We start from the raw sequence: 16,980 nt of genomic DNA on the forward strand, positions 1-16,980 counted from the left end.
AAAGTATCTTTTCACTTTAAAAAATGATTTATGACACAGAAAATTTTAATAGTACTGCTTTCTTGTCTTTCTGTTTTGACAATTTCGGGACAGGAAAAGAAAGCACAACAAAAGGAAAAGTCAAAAGAAAAAACAACAAAAACCACTGATGTCAAAGAGAACAAAGAAAATAAAGACCAAGTAAAAGTTGTTGCTTCTACCAAAGTTGATACTTCAAAAATTAAAATAAAAAACATTGTTCAAGAAATAGACACCACAAGCAATATTTTACTTGATGCTAATTTTAAGTTACTAAAGAAAAAAGCACACGCTTCGTATTACCATCATAAATTTCACGGAAGAAGAACGGCAAGCGGCAAAAAATTTGACAACAACGCATATACAGCAGCGCACAAAAAACTGCCATTTGGCACCAAAGTAAAAGTAACTAACGAAATTAACGGAAAATTTGTTATTGTTGAAATTACCGATCGAGGACCATTTTCAAAAGCTCGTGAGATTGATTTAACACGAAGAGCTTTTATGGAAATTGCCGATAATAAAAAATCGGGAGTTGTTTTTGTTACCTTAGAAGTTGTTGAAGAAAAAAAATAGTTACCAAGTTTTAAACGGTTTTTTACTCAAAAACGAATTATAAAATCGTTCATCGTTAGTTACTTCTTTACCAAGCCAAAGCGGTTTTTCAAAGATTTCATGTTCTGATTGAAGTTCAATTTCGGCTATGATTAAACCTTCGTTTTCTCCCGAAAAAACATCAACTTCAAAAACGTGGTTTCCAACCTTTACTTCGTAACGAATTTTATCAATAATTCCGCTTTCGCAAATGGACAAAAGCGATTCGGCTTCTTGTAAACTAATTTCTTTTTCCCATTCTAGTCGTGTTGTTCCGCTATTATTACTTTTTCCTTTGATAGTAATAAAACCTTTGTCTCCTTTAATTCTAATGCGAACTGTTCTTTCGGGAACCGAACTCAAATAGGCTTGAACAATTCTTTTTTGGGCAAAAGATTCACCAATAAATGATTCAGAAATTACTAAAAACTTACGTTCAATTTCTACCATAATTTTTTTTGATAATTAGGGGCAAGTTAAGAAAATATATTTTGAAAAATTGTATTTTTACAACAATCACATCAGCAAAAACTTCTACATGAATATACGCAATCATAAAAAAAAGTTTTCCTCAATAGAAGCTTTATTCCAACATTTTTTTACTGAAAATGGGTATCAATCTAGCGACCAATTACTTTTTTTGATTGTTTTGGTTGATTTTTTTCGACCAAAAAATCCAAAGGAAAAAACCACTGTCTCTATTGAATCTTTACTGCGTTATTTAACTGAAAATGAAAATCACAAAGAAGTTTTAAAAAATTATCTTTCAGATGTATTGCAAAAAAGAAAGTTCAGCCGAATGCTTTCGGATACAGGAATTTTGAGAGATTCCGATTTTATGTATGAAGTAAAAAAACGAATTTCAGATAAATTACTGCCGTTTCAACCCGAAAAAGATACGCTAGAATTTGTACTCAATCAGGTTTTTTTTAAAAGCTCTGATCCTATTTGGATAACCAAAATTCCTTTTGAAGAACTGCAACAATTCTTTGACGTTGTTGAATTTGAAACGATATACAACACTGTTTCTGAGAAATCGGTTTTATCAGAAGTGATGAATGCTATGAGTTTAATTTCGCAGCGAATGAGTGGTCGTGCAATGGAAAACGATGTCATCAAAATGGTTCCCGAATATGATGATTTAGAAAGTCCATTTGTAGCTTTTGAAAACGAATTTCATAGCGTCAAAAAGAAAATTAAAGATGGCGAAAATCATTTTGTAACTTCGGATGATTTGAATTATAAGCAACTGTTAATTCTGCACAAACAATGTGAAGAATATGTCGATAAAGCTTTTGGAAATAGCTCAAAATTTGGAATTTCGTTAAAAGTAAATCAAAGTTTACTTCGCATTAGACAACAATTACACCGAATTAAAGTCTTACTTTCTTCACTAGTAATTAACTCAGAAATTGACAAAAAAAACAACACCATTCATCTGGCTTTGCGACTAATTAAATACAATTGTCATAAAAATAATGTTCGTCAATTAATTAACGAAAGTACGCAACTGATTTCCTATGAAATCACGCAACATACTGCAAAAACAGGCGAACACTACATCACGGAAAGCAAATCAGAATATTTTTTGATGTTGAAAGCTGCCGTTGGTGGCGGTTTTATTGTTGGACTGCTTTGTATTATTAAAACATTGCTTTCAAAAATTGATACCAGTGCTTTTGGTCATGCATTTTATTACAGTTTAAACTATTCGATAGGTTTTATAACGATTTATTTACTAGGTTATACTTTAGCAACAAAACAACCCGCAATGACTGCGGCAACGCTGATTAAAGCCTTGGAAAGTGGCATGAAAAAACAAAGTAAAAACGAAAACAAACACAGCTCGTTTGCTCAACTTTTTGCTCGATTATTTCGTTCGCAATTCATTGCTTTTGTAGGCAATGTTTTCATGGCATTCCCTGTTTCGTTACTTGGTATTTGGCTTATAGATTACATTTTCGATTATAATATTGCGTTTGAAAAATCGGCAAAATTGCTCAATGATTTGTCGCCAATAAGTTCGGCAGCTGTTTTTCACGCGGCAATTGCGGGCGTTTTTCTTTTCCTTTCAGGAATTATTTCGGGGAATGTTTCCAATAAAAACAAACACAATCAAGTGTATTTTCGTATCAAAGAACATCCGCTTTTGAAGCAAAATTTTGGTAAAAAGAAAACCGAAAAAATTGCGAATTGGTTTGAAAATAATTGGGCAGGATTTGTTTCCAATGGTTGGTTTGGTGTGTTTTTAGGAAGTACAGCATCGATTGGAATTTTCTTAGGACTAAATCTTGATATCCGACACATTACTTTTGCCAGTGGAAACTTTGCGCTTGGATTATATGGAGCCAATTTCTTTGTTGATTTTTGGACGATTTTTTGGAGTATTATTGGTATTGGTGTAATTGGATTTATGAATTTTATCGTTAGTTTTTTACTATCGCTAGGATTGGCTTTTCGCTCTAGAAACATTCCACTTTCGGAATTGGGATTACTACGTAAATCGACTTGGGCTTATTTTAAAACGCGTCCATCGGCATTCTTTTTCCCAGTGAAAGACAAATAATTATGGAAACCGAAGTTGTTCTAAGAAAGATAATTCACGTCGATATGGATGCTTTTTATGCTTCTGTAGAACAAATGGACAATCCAGAATTGAAAGGAAAACCGTTGGCTGTTGGCGGAAGTGAAATTCGTGGTGTGGTTTCAGCAGCGAGTTATGAAGCGAGAAAATTTGGCGTTCGTTCCGCTATGAGTGGCATTCAAGCCAAGCGAAATTGTCCCGATTTAATTTTCGTTCGTCCACGATTTGACCGTTATAAAGAAATTTCGAAAAAAATCAGGAAGATATTTCACGATTATACAGATTTGGTCGAACCGCTTTCGCTAGACGAAGCGTATCTTGATGTTACTCAGAACAAAAAAGGAAATCCAAGTGCGACTTTAATTGCACAAGAAATTAGAAAACGGATTTTTGAAGAAGTAGGTTTAACGGCTTCGGCGGGAATTTCGGTGAATAAATTTGTGGCTAAAATTGCCAGCGATTATAATAAACCCAACGGACAAAAAACAGTAAATCCCGAAGAAGTAGAAGCTTTTCTTGAAAATCTTGATATCAAAAAATTCTATGGCGTTGGAAAAGTTACAGCCGAACGAATGTATCAGTTGGGTATTTTTACCGGAAAAGATTTAAAATCAAAATCAAAAGAATATCTCGAAGAACATTTCAGCAAAAGCGGTTTACATTACTACAATATTGTTCGTGGCATTCACAATAGTACTGTAAAACCCAATCGCACAGCCAAATCAGTCGCAGCGGAACATACATTTAATGAAAATTTAACTTCGGAGATTTTCATGGAAGAAAAACTACAACGCATATCATCTGAACTCGAAAAACGATTGAAACGATACAACATATCTGGAAAGACAGTAACTTTAAAAATAAAATACAGCGATTTTACACTACAAACCCGAAGTAAAACACTTCCCTATTTCATTGCCGACAAAGGTTTACTATTTGAAACCGCAAAAGAATTATTGTATCAAGAAAAAATGAAAGAATCAGTACGATTATTAGGAATTTCATTAAACAACTTGAACACCGAAGAAAAGAAAACAGTTGTTGTACAGTTGAAGTTTGAGTTTTGAGTTACAACAACTTCTGCTCTTCATTTTCATAAAAAGCATCCACAGATAAATTGGGTAATCCCGAAGCCATAACTGCCAATTGATCGCAGCGTTCGTTTTGCGGATGATTATTATGTCCTTTTATCCATTTAAAATCAACTTGATGTTTGCGGTAAATTTTAAGAAATCGCATCCATAAATCAGGGTTTTTTTTACCTGCAAAATTTTTCTTTTCCCAACCAAAAACCCATTTTTTCTCAACAGCATCAACTACATACTTAGAATCGGAAATAACCAAAACTTTCATGTTGGGTTGTTTAAGTTTTTCCAAACCAACAATAACTGCTAACAGTTCCATTCTATTATTAGTCGTGTGCCGAAAACCTTCATAGAATTCTTTTTTATAATTCGTCCCAACCATTTCCATAACCACGCCATAACCACCGTTTCCGGGATTTCCTTTGGCTGCGCCATCTGTATAAATGTGAACTTGATGTGACAAAATATAAATTTAGAATTTAAAATTTAGAATTTCAGAAATAACAATTGGAAAATGTTGCTGCTCTAAAATATGAATTTTATCGGCTATTTCCTCAGCTGTTGTACAGTTTTCAATATTTACTTTGTGTTGTACAATGAATTCGCCTTCATCATAATGTTCGTTTACATAATGAATGGTAATTCCGGTTTCTTTTTCTTTATTTTCCAAAACAGCGCGGTGAACATTCATGCCATACATTCCTTTTCCGCCATAATTAGGTAATAAAGCTGGATGAATATTAATAATTTTATTTGGATAATGAGCAATAATAGATTCGGGAAATTTCAATAAAAAACCGGCTAAAACAATTAAATCAGGTTGTAAATCGTTGATTTTTTCAAGAACTTGACCATCTTGCAACTGATTTTTATCAAAAATAAATGAAGTAATTCCATGATTTTTGGCTCTTTCTATAACTTTGGCATGTGGATTGTTAGTAAAAACACCGACTACACTTATAGTATCGTTGTTTTTGAAATACTGAATGATATTCTCTACATTGGAACCGTTTCCAGAGGCAAATAGAACTATTTTTTTCATTTGTTCATTGTTTTAACAGCACAAAAAAAAGAATATTTAATAGATTTTAAATCATAATAGTGTAAGATTTTAAAATTAATTTTTTACTTTCGTAGTCATATTTAATAACAAAAAGGTTGTCATCAAATAAAGTTTTTTATTTTTGCCAACAATTAAAATTAAAAATTTAGAAATTATGTCAGACATTGCATCAAGAGTTAAAGCGATTATCGTAGACAAATTAGGCGTTGACGAAAACGAAGTTGTAACAGAAGCAAGCTTCACAAACGATTTAGGAGCAGATTCATTAGACACTGTTGAGCTTATCATGGAGTTCGAAAAAGAATTTGATATTCAAATTCCAGACGATCAAGCTGAAAACATTGCTACAGTAGGTCAAGCTATTTCTTACATCGAAGAAGCAAAAAAATAATAATTCTACAATACCCGTAAATTTAATTTGCGGGTATTTATTATTTTTAAAAAATCAAAGAAAGATTGATTTCAATCTAAAAAATATAAAACCCATGTCTCTTTAATGCTTAAATTTGAAGAATTCATGGGTTTGTTTGTAAAAAAAGATTACTAAAAAAAAGAATATGGCATTAAAGCGAGTTGTTGTCACAGGTTTAGGTGCATTAACACCAATAGGAAATTCCGTTGAAGAATATTGGGATGGACTAGTAAATGGAAGAAGTGGTGCTGCACCAATAACTTATTACGATACTGAAAAACATAAAACAAAGTTTGCTTGCGAAGTTAAAAACTTCAATATTGAAGATTACATTGATCGTAAAGAAGCTCGCCGAATGGACAAGTTTGCACAGTATGCAATTGCAGCCAGTGAAGAAGCTATCAAAGACGCTGGAATTACCGAAACCAATGTCAACAAACAGCGTGTTGGTGTTATTTGGGGTGCAGGAATTGGTGGATTGGAAACTTTTCAAGAAGAAGTAATGAGCTATTCTAAAGGCGACGGAACACCGCGTTTCAACCCTTTCTTTATTCCAAAAATGATTGCCGATATTGCTCCAGCTCACATCTCGATGAGAAATGGATTTATGGGACCAAATTATACAACCGTTTCAGCATGTGCATCTTCTGCTAATGCTTTGATTGATGCTTTCAACTACATTCGTTTAGGAATGTGTGATGTTATCATTTCTGGTGGTTCAGAAGCTGCCGTAACGATTGCTGGAATGGGCGGATTTAACTCAATGCAAGCCTTATCAACAAGAAACGAAAGTCCAGAAACTGCTTCAAGACCATTTGATGCTACTCGTGATGGATTTGTTCTTGGCGAAGGTGCTGGCGCATTAGTTCTTGAAGAATATGAACACGCAAAAGCGCGTGGAGCAAAAATATATTGTGAAATTGGCGGTGGCGGAATGTCATCTGATGCCTATCATTTAACAGCGCCACATCCAGAAGGAATTGGCGTAATTGCTGTTATGCAAAATACGCTTCGCGATGCAGGAATGAAGCCAGAAGATGTTGATCATATCAATACTCACGGAACTTCAACTCCACTTGGCGATGTTGCTGAATTAAAAGCAATTAGTGCTGTTTTTGGCGAACATGCCAAAACATTAAACATCAATTCAACTAAATCAATGACAGGACATTTACTCGGTGCAGCTGGTGCGATTGAAGCGATTGCTTCTATTCTAGCCATGAAACATGGAATTGTTCCTCCAACGATAAATCACGAAGTGGTTGACGAAAATATTGATCCAAGTTTGAATTTGACTTTGAATAAAGCACAAAAAAGAGACGTAAAAGTTGCCATGAGCAATACTTTTGGTTTTGGCGGACACAACGCTTGTGTACTTTTCAAAAAATTGGAAGACTAATTTTCAGATGAAAAGAATTATCAAAAAAATATTTCCGAAATCCCGTTCAAATGAGGACGGGATTTTTTTTGGAAAAATTGAAAAAATCATAGGTTTTAAACCTGTAACCTTACTTTTTTATCAAAAAGCATTTACGCATCGTTCTGCCAATCGAACAGATGATAACGGAAATCCATTAAATTATGAACGGTTAGAATTTCTTGGCGATGCTATGTTAAGCTCAGTAATCGCGGCACATTTATACAACAAAGTGCCAACAGGCGATGAAGGTTATTTAACCAAAATGCGTTCCAAAATAGTTAGTCGGGAACATCTAAACGAACTCGGAAGAGATTTGAATTTAGTGGCAATGGTTGATAGCAAAGTGCCGATAAGCAATTTTGGAGAAAACATACACGGAAATATTTTTGAAGCCCTAGTTGGTGCTATTTTCTTGGACAAAGGTTATGCTTTTTGCGAGAAATTCATCAACAAAAAAGTGATTATTCCTTATGTTGACATTGCAAAACTAGAAGGCAAAGTCATCAGCTACAAAAGTCTTTTGATAGAATGGTGTCAAAAAGAAAAACGAACATTTCACTACGAAGTTTTTGACGATAACGGAAATGACGGACAGCGATTTTTTGGTGTAAAATTATCAATTGATGACAAAGTTGTGGCAAAAGCTAGAGCAACATCTAAGAAAAAAGCCGAAGAAATAGCATCAAAACGAGCTTATTTTGCATTTCAAGAAAAAATTAACACAAAATAATCAGAATTCTTTAAAAACTATATCGTTTTCGTTCATAAAAATACGTTAATCATCAGTTTTAGTGGCAAAACCTATCTTCAGAAATAGTATATTTACAACTTATTCGAGACTAAAATGGCCGTTTATAAATTGCTTAGCGAAGAATATGATGAAATAGATTATCAATTGATAGCTATTCATACTACTTTAGAAGACTATCGATTGGCCTATTTTATCAATAAAAATTTACCCGTTTTGTTTTCTAAAAGCAAAAACGATGTAAGTATAAAAAGCAATGCTATTGAAACACAATTTTCAAGGTTTGTATATGAAGATGAAAACAAAGATGTTACTTGGAACTTAGTTCAAAATAAAAACGACTATTCTCAGGAAGATTTTGCCATAAATACTGGTTTATTTACCGATAGCAAAACTAAAATTTCAACCAAAATTTATCTCATTCCCGAATATAAAAAAGTAGATTATTTTCTGAAAATTGAAAATAATTTATCTACTTCTGAAATTGAAAATACGATTTCAGTCTTAAAAAAAATAAACAAAATCAGTACGGTTTATACCGTTTCTGTTGACAATATAAAATCAAAAGATAATTTAATTTTTTAAAAAATGCCGACTAGAAAAAAAACAAAAATAGTAGCCACACTTGGTCCGGCTTGTAGTTCAAAAGAAGTCATTAAAGACATGATTGACGCAGGAGTAAATGTGTTTCGTATTAATTTTTCACATGCCGATTATACCGATGTTAAAGAAAGAATAGATATCATCAGAGAATTGAATGATGAATTTGGATATACCACAGCAATATTAGCCGATTTACAAGGTCCAAAACTTCGTGTTGGTGTAATGAAAGAAGATGTAGTTGTTAATCCCGGCGATATCATAACATTCCAAACTGCTGAAGATGTTCCGGGAACTAAAGAACGTGTTTACATGAACTATTTGTCGTTTCCAAAAGATGTAAATCCGGGAGAACGAATTTTATTAGACGATGGGAAACTTATTTTTGAAGCAATAGAAACCAATGGTTCAACCGAAGTAGTTTGTAAAGTAATTCAAGGCGGACCATTAAAATCTAAAAAAGGTGTAAACTTACCTCAAACTAAAGTTTCACTTCCAGCTTTGACTAAAAAAGATATTAAAGATGCGCTTTTTGCTATTGAAAATCAAGTTGATTGGATTGCGCTTTCTTTCGTTAGAACTCCAAAAGATTTAGAAGAACTTCAAGATTTAATCGCAAAACATTCGGAGCATAAAATTCCAATTGTAGCCAAAATCGAAAAACCAGAAGCCGTTGAAAACATTGATAAAATTGTTGCGTTTTGTGATGGATTGATGGTTGCTCGTGGTGATCTTGGTGTTGAAATTCCAGCACATGAAGTTCCATTAATTCAAAAGAAATTAATCCACAGAGCTAAAACAGCTAGAATTCCTGTAATTGTTGCCACACAAATGATGGAAACGATGATTACTAGCTTAACGCCAACGCGTGCTGAAGTAAACGACGTTGCTAACTCGGTTATGGATGGTGCTGATGCTGTGATGCTTTCGGGAGAAACATCAGTTGGAAATTATCCAGTTCAGGTTATTGAGAAGATGTCGCAAATTATTGAAGCTGTTGAAGATTCACCGCTTATTCAAGTACCACAAACGCCACCAAACGTTAGAACGAAACGATTTATCACTAAATCAATCTGTTATCATGCAGCATTAATGGCTAATGAAATTAAGGCAAAAGCAATTTCAACTTTAACCAATAGCGGTTATACAGCATTCCAAATTTCGGCTTGGCGACCACAAGCTCATGTTTTGGTTTATACTTCTAACAAGCGAATTTTAACACAATTGAATTTACTTTGGGGTGTAAATGCTTTTTACTACGATAAATTTGTGAGTACTGACGATACAGTTGAAGATATCAACCAAATTGCCAAAGAAAAAGGATTTGTTCAAAAAGGCGATATGCTTATTAACCTTGCAGCAATGCCAGTAGTTGACAAAGGAATGGTAAATACGTTGAGAATTTCGGAAATTGAATAAAAAAAGCTATTTTTGAAATACTAAAATATAAAACTATGAATTCAAACAATCCATTTTTTAAGAGTAAAGCATTTACAAACACTTCTCGTGCTGATGAAGCCGTTCATGAAGCAAAAGTAATTGATTACAATGATACGATGACAGTATCTGGAACTATCAACAAAAGTTTTATCATGTTATTGCTTTTAGTTGCTAGTGCTGCAGTAACTTGGTCAATGACATTTAATGGATACAATCCAATTGTTTTGACTATCGGTGGAGCAATTGTTGGGTTTATACTAGTATTGATTTCGGTTTTTAAACCACAATATTCGCCTTATTTAGCGCCAGGTTATGCCGTTTTTGAAGGATTATTCATTGGTGGAATTTCTGCTATTTTTGAAGTTATGTATCCAGGAATTGTGATACAAGCCGTGAGTTGCACCTTTGTAACATTTATGGTTTGCTTTGGTTTGTATAAATATGGCGTTGTAAAAGTAAACGAGCGTTTTCGTTCGGTAGTTGTTGCGGCAACTTTAGCCATTGCAACCTATTATTTAATTTCATGGTTGTTATCCATGTTTACAAGTTTTGTTCCTGTTCATCATGGAAATTCAATGATTAGTATTGGAATTAGCGTTTTTGTAATCGTGGTTGCAGCTTTGAACTTATTCTTAGATTTTGATCAAATCGAAAAAGGTGTACAAGAAAAAATGCCAAAATACATGGAATGGTTTGGCGCCATGGGATTAATGATTACACTAGTTTGGTTGTATATCGAATTCCTTAGATTATTATCAAAATTATCAAGTAGAGATTAATTTCTTACTCATATAAAAAAGGAAAGCCGACTAAATTTAGTCGGCTTTCCTTTTTATAAAACATTTGTAAAACAATTATTTTCGAATACTATCGTGAGATTGTACATGAACTCCATTGTTCCAAAGCGTTAAAATATCGGTCGCAACAGCTGCGCCACTTCCAGAAGCAATAGAAAGTTGACTTCTCCAACCTGCCAAAGTTCCGGTAACATAAACACCTTCCGTTACTTTATGATCTGTGTTTCTTAACTGTATTCTGTTTTTCTCAGGAATAGTTTTTTGATGTGGAATAACATATTCGTCCAACCCTTCAATGGTAAACGGATTTCCAGCACCAATACTAATGACAACTATTTTGGATGAATAACTGTTTTTATTGGTAACAACAGTAAAATTGCCTGCTTCACCTTCGATTTTTAAAACTTTTTCACCTTCAATTTGGTCAATATGCGGATATTGATTTTGCAAATGCTCAATGCTTTCTGTTAAAAGTTCTGAACCCAATTTTCCAGCCGGAATTCCATAAGCATTATTGAAAAGCGCATCTTGAAGTGACGATGCTTTTTGATGTGTAATAATGCCAATTTTTTTATCGATTACAAATGGTTTTTTATAAGCTGAACCCAAAACCAAAGCGCAAGACATTCCAGAAACGCCACCGCCAATTATTAAAACATCAAACATAGGTAGAAATTAGTTTTTTAACTTGTCTTCGATTTTTTTTGACATTCTGAAAATCAAAAGAATAAAAACCGCACACAATGCCGCAGCAATTCCAATCAGAGCAACTAAACTATCACCTTCAAGCGGGTTTTCAAAATCCAAAAGCGTTACATTAAAAACGATTAATGCAAAAGCGATAACTATTAATATGGTAGTAAAAATTTTCATTAAGTAAAACTTTATGATACAAAAGTACAAATTTGAGCCTTAAACAAACAGTCCTTTAACATTAGCAGCAAATAATTTAACAGCTATTGCCAAAAGTACTACACCAAAAACCTTTCTAATAATGCTTAAACCATTTTTACTCAACATTTTTTCAATTTTGGAAGACGATTTTAATACGGCATAAACCAAAATAATATTCAACAAAATAGCTACAATTATATTTATCGAATGAAACTCTGCTCGAAGCGAAAGTAATGTTGTCATCGTTCCAGCGCCAGCAATTAACGGAAAAGCAATAGGAACAATCGATGCCGAATTAGCTTCTTCATCGCGATACAATCGAATGCCTAAAATCATTTCTAAAGCTAGAAAGAACAAAACAAACGAACCAGCAACGGCAAACGAATTGACATCAATTCCAATCAATTTTAAAATTTCTTCTCCAACAAATAGAAACGAAATCATGATTACTGCCGAAACAATTGATGCTTTCTCTGATTGAATATGACCAAATCTTGCTCTTAAATCGATGATAATTGGAATACTTCCAACAATATCTATTACTGCAAAAAGAACCATTGTTGCTGTTACTATTTCTCTAAAATCAATATTCATGGTAAAATTTTTTGCAAAATTATTCTATTTCAAAAGGATAAACGAGGTTTTTACAAATATTTTAACGGCAAATCGTACCTTTGCATTCTAATTCAAGAAAAATGTTCCAACTAGGAAAAACAATCGTTTCAGAAGATATTTTAGAAAAAGACTTTGTGTGTAACCTTTCGGCTTGTCATGGTGCATGTTGTGTTGATGGCGATGCTGGCGCACCTTTGAGTAAAGAAGAAACTAAAATTTTAGAAGAAATTTATCCAAAAGTAAAGCCATTTCTTCGCAAAGAAGGCATCAAAGCTATCGAAAGATTAGGAACTTGGGTTGTTGGAACCGATCAAGATTTAGAAACGCCTTTGATTGACAATAAAGATTGCGCTTATGTGATTTTTGATGGGAAAACAGCACTTTGCGGCATTGAACAAGCTTACAATCAAGGAATTGTAGATTGGAAAAAACCGGTTTCTTGTCATTTATATCCCATTAGAGTAAAAGATTTTTCAACTTTTGCTGCCGTGAATTATGATCGTTGGGATATTTGTAACGATGCTTGTACTTTGGGAAAAGAATTGCAAGTTCCTGTTTATAAATTCGTTAAAGAAGCTTTGATTAGAAAATTTGGTGCCGAATGGTATTCCGATTTAGAAAAAGTAGCCGAAGAATTGAAAAACGAAAAATAATTCTGTTTTTATATTTCTAAGTAGTTTCCAGAAGCAATTCGGTGAATGATTAATTCTACATTATCTCTGTAAGATTTAGAGAATGGAAGTTTAATAGTAGAATTTTTTATAAAACAAACTGCATTTCCTGTATGAATTCTAGCTACATGATTTATACCAATGATGTAACTGTTGTGAATTCTTAAAAACTGATTAGTTGGTAAAACGTTTTCAAAATGTTTTAATGTTTTAAACGCCGTAACCATTTCACCATCTTTTAAATGTATATCGGTTGAATTATTATCCGCTTCAAAATAAAGAATATCTCTCGAATCGATGTAACGATAATCACCATAAGATTTAACGCAAATAATTAAAGGTTGTTCTTGTTGAACGATTATTTTTTTAGTTTCTAAAATCTGAACTTCTTCGTCTTGTTGCTCTTCGTCTTGTTTATTTTCTTCAACTGTTACAACTTCTTCTACAGTTTCAGTTTCTTGATTGTTTTCTTCAATTTCAATAGCTTCAGCATTTTCTTCAAGAACTTCTTCAGTACTATCGGTTGTGATTTCTTCTAAAGTTTCTTCGGTTTCTGTTTGAATTTCTTCCTCTTCAATTACAAGATTTTCTTCAAAAATAGTTTCATCATCGGCTACAAAATGTTCTGCAATTTCTTCTTCAATAGTTGTTTCTATTTCTTCTACTGGTTTATCTTCTGAAGGAATTTCGACTTGAGGTTCATTTGCCAAAACGGTTTCCATTACATTTTGTCCAACCGAAACCACATTCTGACTTGGAATAACTACGTTATGAGCAATTATTGACTTCTCAAATTTTAGAATTGATTTTCTAAAATCATTGATGTTTAGTGGTTTTATCAAATAATCGGCAACGCCAAATTCCATTGCTTTAAAAATCATTTCTTGTGAACTGGTTGTCACAATAATTTTTGGAACTACGTTTAAATAGCGATACAATTCGTTAATTAACGCTAAGGAAAGGTTGCTTTCTTTTTTCTCAGGATTGATTTCTAGGAAAACTAAACTTGGTTGTTGTTCTAAAATTAAGTTTAGCGCATCGTCATAATTATTTGCATAGCCAACAAAAGCTAAATTCTCAAATCGCATAGCGTTTGCCTGCGTCTTTAAGATGCTTTCGTGGTTGTCGTCAACAATTATGTATTTATGCTTCATTAATGTTTTTCCAAATTTGATTTTAGAAAACATTAATAGTTTTAGGTTTTGGGTAGGTTTTGGGGACCAAAGTTTAGCGGGTTAATTCTAAACGGATTGTAAAGATGAATGATAAATCTCTTTGTTTAAAATAAAAACGATGATTAACATAAATTGTCGTTTAAGTTATTTAACTGTTAAAAAACGTTAAAAAAAGCGTTTTCCAAATTGTGGCAAAACAAAAAAAGCTTCCCAATTTGAGAAGCTTTTTCGTAAGAAATTAATACATGAATTACATTTTCATCAACCAGTTTCTAACCGAAACTTCTTCGTTAATGATATTTCTTAATTCTGAAATAGCAACTCTATCTTGTTTCATAGAATCTCTATGACGAATGGTTACTGTTTTATCTTCAAGTGTTTGGTGATCAACCGTGATGCAGAAAGGTGTTCCAAGCGCATCTTGACGACGGTAACGTCTTCCAACAGCGTCTTTTTCGTCATAAGCAACATTGAAATCCCATTTTAAATCATCGATAATGCTTTGAGCCACTTCTGGTAAACCATCTTTTTTAACCAATGGTAAAACGGCCGCTTTGGTTGGTGCTAAAACCGATGGCAAAGCTAAAACTGTTCTTGTTGAACCATCTTCTAAGGTATCTTCTTTTAGTGATGTTGCAAAAACCGCCAAGAACATTCTATCCAATCCAACCGAAGTTTCCACTACATAAGGAACGTAATTAGAATTGGTTTCGTTGTCAAAATATTGTAGTTTTTTACCTGAATATTGTTCGTGAGCTTTTAAATCGAAATCGGTTCTGGAGTGGATTCCTTCTAATTCTTTGAAACCAAATGGAAAATTGAACTCAATATCAGCTGCTGCGTTAGCATAATGGGCTAATTTTTCGTGGTCGTGGAAACGATAGTTTTGCTTGCCTAAACCTAATGACAAATGCCAGTTTAAACGTGTTGTTTTCCAGTATTCGTACCATTTCATTTCTTCGCCTGGTTTTACAAAAAATTGCATTTCCATTTGTTCAAATTCGCGCATACGGAAAATGAATTGTCTTGCTACTATTTCGTTACGGAATGCTTTTCCAGTTTGTGCAATTCCAAACGGAATTTTCATTCTACCTGTTTTTTGCACGTTTAAGAAATTTACGAAAATTCCCTGTGCGGTTTCTGGACGAAGGTATAAATCCATAGCATTTTCGGCAGAAGCTCCGAGTTTTGTACCAAACATTAGGTTGAATTGCTTCACGTCTGTCCAATTTCTTGAACCGCTTTCTGGACAAGCAATTTCTAGTTCTTCGATTAGTGCTTTTACGTCATCCAAATCGCCGTTGCCTAATGATTTACCCATTCGTTCAAGAATTTCTCTTTCTTTTGAAAGGTATTCCATCACTCGTGGATTGGTGGTTTTGTATTGTTCTTCGTCAAACGATTCTCCAAAACGTTCGCGGGCTTTTTCGATTTCTTTTTTGGCTTTCAGGTTTAATTTTTCGGCATAATCCTCAATTAAAACGTCGGCTCTGTATCTTTTTTTGCTGTCTTTGTTGTCTATTAACGGATCGTTGAACGCATCTACGTGACCAGAAGCTTTCCAAGTGGTTGGATGCATCAAGATTGCAGCATCTAGCCCAACTATGTTTTCGTGCATTTGCACCATGGCGCGCCACCAGTATTCGCGGATGTTTTTCTTTAGTTCAACACCGTTTTGTGCGTAGTCGTAAACTGCGCTTAAACCATCATAGATTTCGCTAGACGGAAATATAAATCCGTATTCTTTTGCATGCGAAACTACATTCTTAAATAAATCTTCTTGTTTTGCCATAATGATGCAAAAATATAAAAAGTAGGGTTAAAAAACTGATGTAAAACAGATTTGATTAAAATTTTTTTCTATTTTTATGTAAGAAAATATCTTTTTTATGCTTCAACACTTAGTAAATCTATTTTTTCCGAAAAGTTGTGCGGGTTGTTCTTCATTTTTGTTAACGAATGAATTGGTGATTTGTACGCAATGTAGATTTGATATTCCGTTGACGAATCATCATAATATTGAGGAAAATGAAGTGATGAAAAAGTTTTATGGTCGTGTTCCACTGGAGTTTGCTGCTTCATTATTTTATTTTCATAAGAAAGGAATTGTTCAGGAAATGATTCACAAGTTGAAATATAAAGGTCAGGAAGAAATTGGCGAAGCGATTGGTTATTGGTATGCCGAGGAATTGAAAAATGTTGAAATTATTTCCTCAGCCGATTTTATTATTCCAGTTCCGTTGCACAAAAAACGAAGGAAAGAACGCGGTTATAATCAAGTGGATAGTTTTGGAAAAGCATTGTCGGACAAACTTGGAATTCCGTTTGATGAAACGATTCTTAGGCGAAATGTTTATGCTAAAACGCAAACGAAGAAGAATTTATTGGACAGAACTGAAGTAAAAGAAGCGACTTTTGAAGCTGTTTTTAGCGAAAACCATCACGGGAAACATTTTGTTTTGATTGATGATGTGATTACGACAGGTTCAACTTTGGAGATTTGTAGTAAAGCGCTGTTGAAAATTCCCGATGCGAAGATTAGTATTGTTTGTATGGCGATGTCGCATCAGTGATTTTTTTCAAACCATATAAGGAATTTAAGGTCATTTAAGTTTTTATATTAAAGTTTACAAAAATTCAAGTAGTTTACTTTTTAGCCCTGATTGAAGTGGAAATCCTGTCATTGCAAATCCAAAAGTTTGATGAGATTGCTTCGTTCCTCGCAATGACAGATTGAAACGGAAAGCAGGAAAATGGACTACTGAAAATTCCAGAAAGTTTCGCTCCAAATGAATTTTACTATTTTTTGGGCGATTGTAGTGTTAAGTTTACTTAAAAACATTTCGTTTGCTTTAAATATAATT

General features: G+C 33.5%; 19 protein-coding genes. 11 read left to right on the forward strand and 8 right to left on the reverse strand.

Translation table 11 applies throughout. The features are described 5' to 3' along the window. The first annotated feature begins 30 nt into the window (after nt 1–30). Entirely contained in the window at nt 31–594 is a 564-nt protein-coding gene (locus G6042_RS05725; RefSeq protein ID WP_169523346.1) for a septal ring lytic transglycosylase RlpA family protein, read from the forward strand. On the opposite strand, the gene G6042_RS05730 is transcribed toward G6042_RS05725, so the two are convergent. Continuing rightward, entirely contained in the window at nt 595–1,062 is a 468-nt protein-coding gene (locus tag G6042_RS05730; protein ID WP_169523347.1) for a CYTH domain-containing protein, read from the reverse strand. An 88-nt stretch (nt 1,063–1,150) separates the two neighbouring features. On the opposite strand from G6042_RS05730, the gene G6042_RS05735 reads away from it, so the two are divergent. Both G6042_RS05735 and dinB read left to right on the forward strand, forming a co-directional pair. Continuing rightward, the gene (locus G6042_RS05735; RefSeq protein WP_169523348.1) at nt 1,151–3,178 is read left to right on the forward strand and encodes a site-specific recombinase; all 2,028 of its coding nucleotides are present in this window, start codon (nt 1,151–1,153) and stop codon (nt 3,176–3,178) included. Nucleotides 3,179–3,180: 2 nt separating this feature from the next. Continuing rightward, entirely contained in the window at nt 3,181–4,263 is a 1,083-nt protein-coding gene (gene dinB, locus G6042_RS05740; RefSeq protein ID WP_169523349.1) for a DNA polymerase IV, read from the forward strand. A gap of 1 nt (nt 4,264) precedes the next feature. On the opposite strand, the gene rnhA is transcribed toward dinB, so the two are convergent. Beyond that, nucleotides 4,265–4,744, reverse strand: a complete 480-nt coding sequence (gene rnhA / locus G6042_RS05745) for a ribonuclease HI (RefSeq protein ID WP_169523350.1) — start codon at nt 4,742–4,744, stop codon at nt 4,265–4,267. Nucleotides 4,745–4,753: 9 nt separating this feature from the next. Next, a complete protein-coding gene (purN, locus tag G6042_RS05750) occupies nt 4,754–5,323 on the reverse strand; it encodes a phosphoribosylglycinamide formyltransferase (RefSeq protein WP_169523351.1) in 570 nt (189 codons plus the stop codon). Between the two features lie 175 nt (nt 5,324–5,498). Between purN and G6042_RS05755 the strand changes: the two genes are divergently transcribed. From G6042_RS05755 to G6042_RS05780, 6 genes are all read left to right on the forward strand, one after another. Then, a complete protein-coding gene (locus G6042_RS05755) occupies nt 5,499–5,735 on the forward strand; it encodes an acyl carrier protein (RefSeq protein ID WP_007137004.1) in 237 nt (78 codons plus the stop codon). Between the two features lie 166 nt (nt 5,736–5,901). Beyond that, a complete protein-coding gene (gene fabF, locus G6042_RS05760; protein ID WP_169523352.1) occupies nt 5,902–7,155 on the forward strand; it encodes a beta-ketoacyl-ACP synthase II in 1,254 nt (417 codons plus the stop codon). Nucleotides 7,156–7,162: 7 nt separating this feature from the next. Further along, entirely contained in the window at nt 7,163–7,906 is a 744-nt protein-coding gene (gene rnc, locus G6042_RS05765; protein WP_169523353.1) for a ribonuclease III, read from the forward strand. Between the two features lie 114 nt (nt 7,907–8,020). Beyond that, nucleotides 8,021–8,509 (forward strand): IPExxxVDY family protein, encoded by a 489-nt coding sequence (locus G6042_RS05770; RefSeq protein ID WP_169523354.1) that lies wholly within the window; start codon nt 8,021–8,023, stop codon nt 8,507–8,509. Between the two features lie 3 nt (nt 8,510–8,512). After that, nucleotides 8,513–9,943, forward strand: a complete 1,431-nt coding sequence (pyk, locus tag G6042_RS05775) for a pyruvate kinase (protein WP_169523355.1) — start codon at nt 8,513–8,515, stop codon at nt 9,941–9,943. A gap of 35 nt (nt 9,944–9,978) precedes the next feature. Further along, entirely contained in the window at nt 9,979–10,743 is a 765-nt protein-coding gene (locus G6042_RS05780; RefSeq protein WP_169523356.1) for a Bax inhibitor-1/YccA family protein, read from the forward strand. 75 nt (nt 10,744–10,818) lie between these two features. Here the strand turns inward: G6042_RS05780 and G6042_RS05785 are convergent, their stop codons facing one another. Genes G6042_RS05785 through G6042_RS05795 form a run of 3 tightly spaced genes read right to left on the reverse strand, consistent with a single transcriptional unit; the run spans nt 10,819 to nt 12,249 of the window. Next, the gene (locus G6042_RS05785) at nt 10,819–11,427 is read right to left on the reverse strand and encodes an FAD-dependent oxidoreductase (protein ID WP_169523357.1); all 609 of its coding nucleotides are present in this window, start codon (nt 11,425–11,427) and stop codon (nt 10,819–10,821) included. Between the two features lie 9 nt (nt 11,428–11,436). Further along, a complete protein-coding gene (locus G6042_RS05790) occupies nt 11,437–11,634 on the reverse strand; it encodes a hypothetical protein (RefSeq protein ID WP_169523358.1) in 198 nt (65 codons plus the stop codon). 39 nt (nt 11,635–11,673) lie between these two features. Continuing rightward, nucleotides 11,674–12,249, reverse strand: a complete 576-nt coding sequence (locus G6042_RS05795; protein ID WP_169523359.1) for a MarC family protein — start codon at nt 12,247–12,249, stop codon at nt 11,674–11,676. A 101-nt stretch (nt 12,250–12,350) separates the two neighbouring features. Here G6042_RS05795 and G6042_RS05800 point away from each other — a divergent pair, with 101 nt between their 5' ends. Further along, nucleotides 12,351–12,923 (forward strand): DUF3109 family protein, encoded by a 573-nt coding sequence (locus G6042_RS05800; protein ID WP_169523360.1) that lies wholly within the window; start codon nt 12,351–12,353, stop codon nt 12,921–12,923. Nucleotides 12,924–12,931: 8 nt separating this feature from the next. Here G6042_RS05800 and G6042_RS14265 read toward each other — a convergent pair whose 3' ends face one another. Beyond that, nucleotides 12,932–14,128 carry a LytR/AlgR family response regulator transcription factor gene (locus G6042_RS14265; protein ID WP_235933209.1) on the reverse strand — a complete coding sequence of 399 codons (1,197 nt, stop codon included), beginning with the start codon at nt 14,126–14,128 and terminating at the stop codon, nt 12,932–12,934. A 238-nt stretch (nt 14,129–14,366) separates the two neighbouring features. Further along, nucleotides 14,367–15,908, reverse strand: a complete 1,542-nt coding sequence (locus tag G6042_RS05815; RefSeq protein WP_169523361.1) for a glycine--tRNA ligase — start codon at nt 15,906–15,908, stop codon at nt 14,367–14,369. 97 nt (nt 15,909–16,005) lie between these two features. Between G6042_RS05815 and G6042_RS05820 the strand changes: the two genes are divergently transcribed. Continuing rightward, on the forward strand, nt 16,006–16,689 hold the full coding sequence (locus G6042_RS05820; RefSeq protein WP_169523362.1) for a ComF family protein: 684 nt from the start codon (nt 16,006–16,008) through the stop codon (nt 16,687–16,689). The last annotated feature ends 291 nt before the right edge of the window (nt 16,690–16,980 follow it).

The organism is Flavobacterium solisilvae (assembly GCF_012911605.1).
Lineage (GTDB): Bacteria > Bacteroidota > Bacteroidia > Flavobacteriales > Flavobacteriaceae > Flavobacterium > Flavobacterium solisilvae.

Coding starts and splice junctions, on each gene's coding strand:
- G6042_RS05725 (WP_169523346.1), top strand. CDS start 31: ATGACACAGAAAATTTTAATAGTACTGCTTTCTTGTCTTTCTGTTTTG.
- G6042_RS05730 (WP_169523347.1), bottom strand. CDS start 1,062: ATGGTAGAAATTGAACGTAAGTTTTTAGTAATTTCTGAATCATTTATT.
- G6042_RS05735 (WP_169523348.1), top strand. CDS start 1,151: ATGAATATACGCAATCATAAAAAAAAGTTTTCCTCAATAGAAGCTTTA.
- dinB (WP_169523349.1), top strand. CDS start 3,181: ATGGAAACCGAAGTTGTTCTAAGAAAGATAATTCACGTCGATATGGAT.
- purN (WP_169523351.1), bottom strand. CDS start 5,323: ATGAAAAAAATAGTTCTATTTGCCTCTGGAAACGGTTCCAATGTAGAG.
- G6042_RS05755 (WP_007137004.1), top strand. CDS start 5,499: ATGTCAGACATTGCATCAAGAGTTAAAGCGATTATCGTAGACAAATTA.
- fabF (WP_169523352.1), top strand. CDS start 5,902: ATGGCATTAAAGCGAGTTGTTGTCACAGGTTTAGGTGCATTAACACCA.
- rnc (WP_169523353.1), top strand. CDS start 7,163: ATGAAAAGAATTATCAAAAAAATATTTCCGAAATCCCGTTCAAATGAG.
- G6042_RS05770 (WP_169523354.1), top strand. CDS start 8,021: ATGGCCGTTTATAAATTGCTTAGCGAAGAATATGATGAAATAGATTAT.
- pyk (WP_169523355.1), top strand. CDS start 8,513: ATGCCGACTAGAAAAAAAACAAAAATAGTAGCCACACTTGGTCCGGCT.
- G6042_RS05780 (WP_169523356.1), top strand. CDS start 9,979: ATGAATTCAAACAATCCATTTTTTAAGAGTAAAGCATTTACAAACACT.
- G6042_RS05785 (WP_169523357.1), bottom strand. CDS start 11,427: ATGTTTGATGTTTTAATAATTGGCGGTGGCGTTTCTGGAATGTCTTGC.
- G6042_RS05790 (WP_169523358.1), bottom strand. CDS start 11,634: ATGAAAATTTTTACTACCATATTAATAGTTATCGCTTTTGCATTAATC.
- G6042_RS05795 (WP_169523359.1), bottom strand. CDS start 12,249: ATGAATATTGATTTTAGAGAAATAGTAACAGCAACAATGGTTCTTTTT.
- G6042_RS05800 (WP_169523360.1), top strand. CDS start 12,351: ATGTTCCAACTAGGAAAAACAATCGTTTCAGAAGATATTTTAGAAAAA.
- G6042_RS14265 (WP_235933209.1), bottom strand. CDS start 14,128: ATGTTTTCTAAAATCAAATTTGGAAAAACATTAATGAAGCATAAATAC.
- G6042_RS05815 (WP_169523361.1), bottom strand. CDS start 15,908: ATGGCAAAACAAGAAGATTTATTTAAGAATGTAGTTTCGCATGCAAAA.
- G6042_RS05820 (WP_169523362.1), top strand. CDS start 16,006: ATGCTTCAACACTTAGTAAATCTATTTTTTCCGAAAAGTTGTGCGGGT.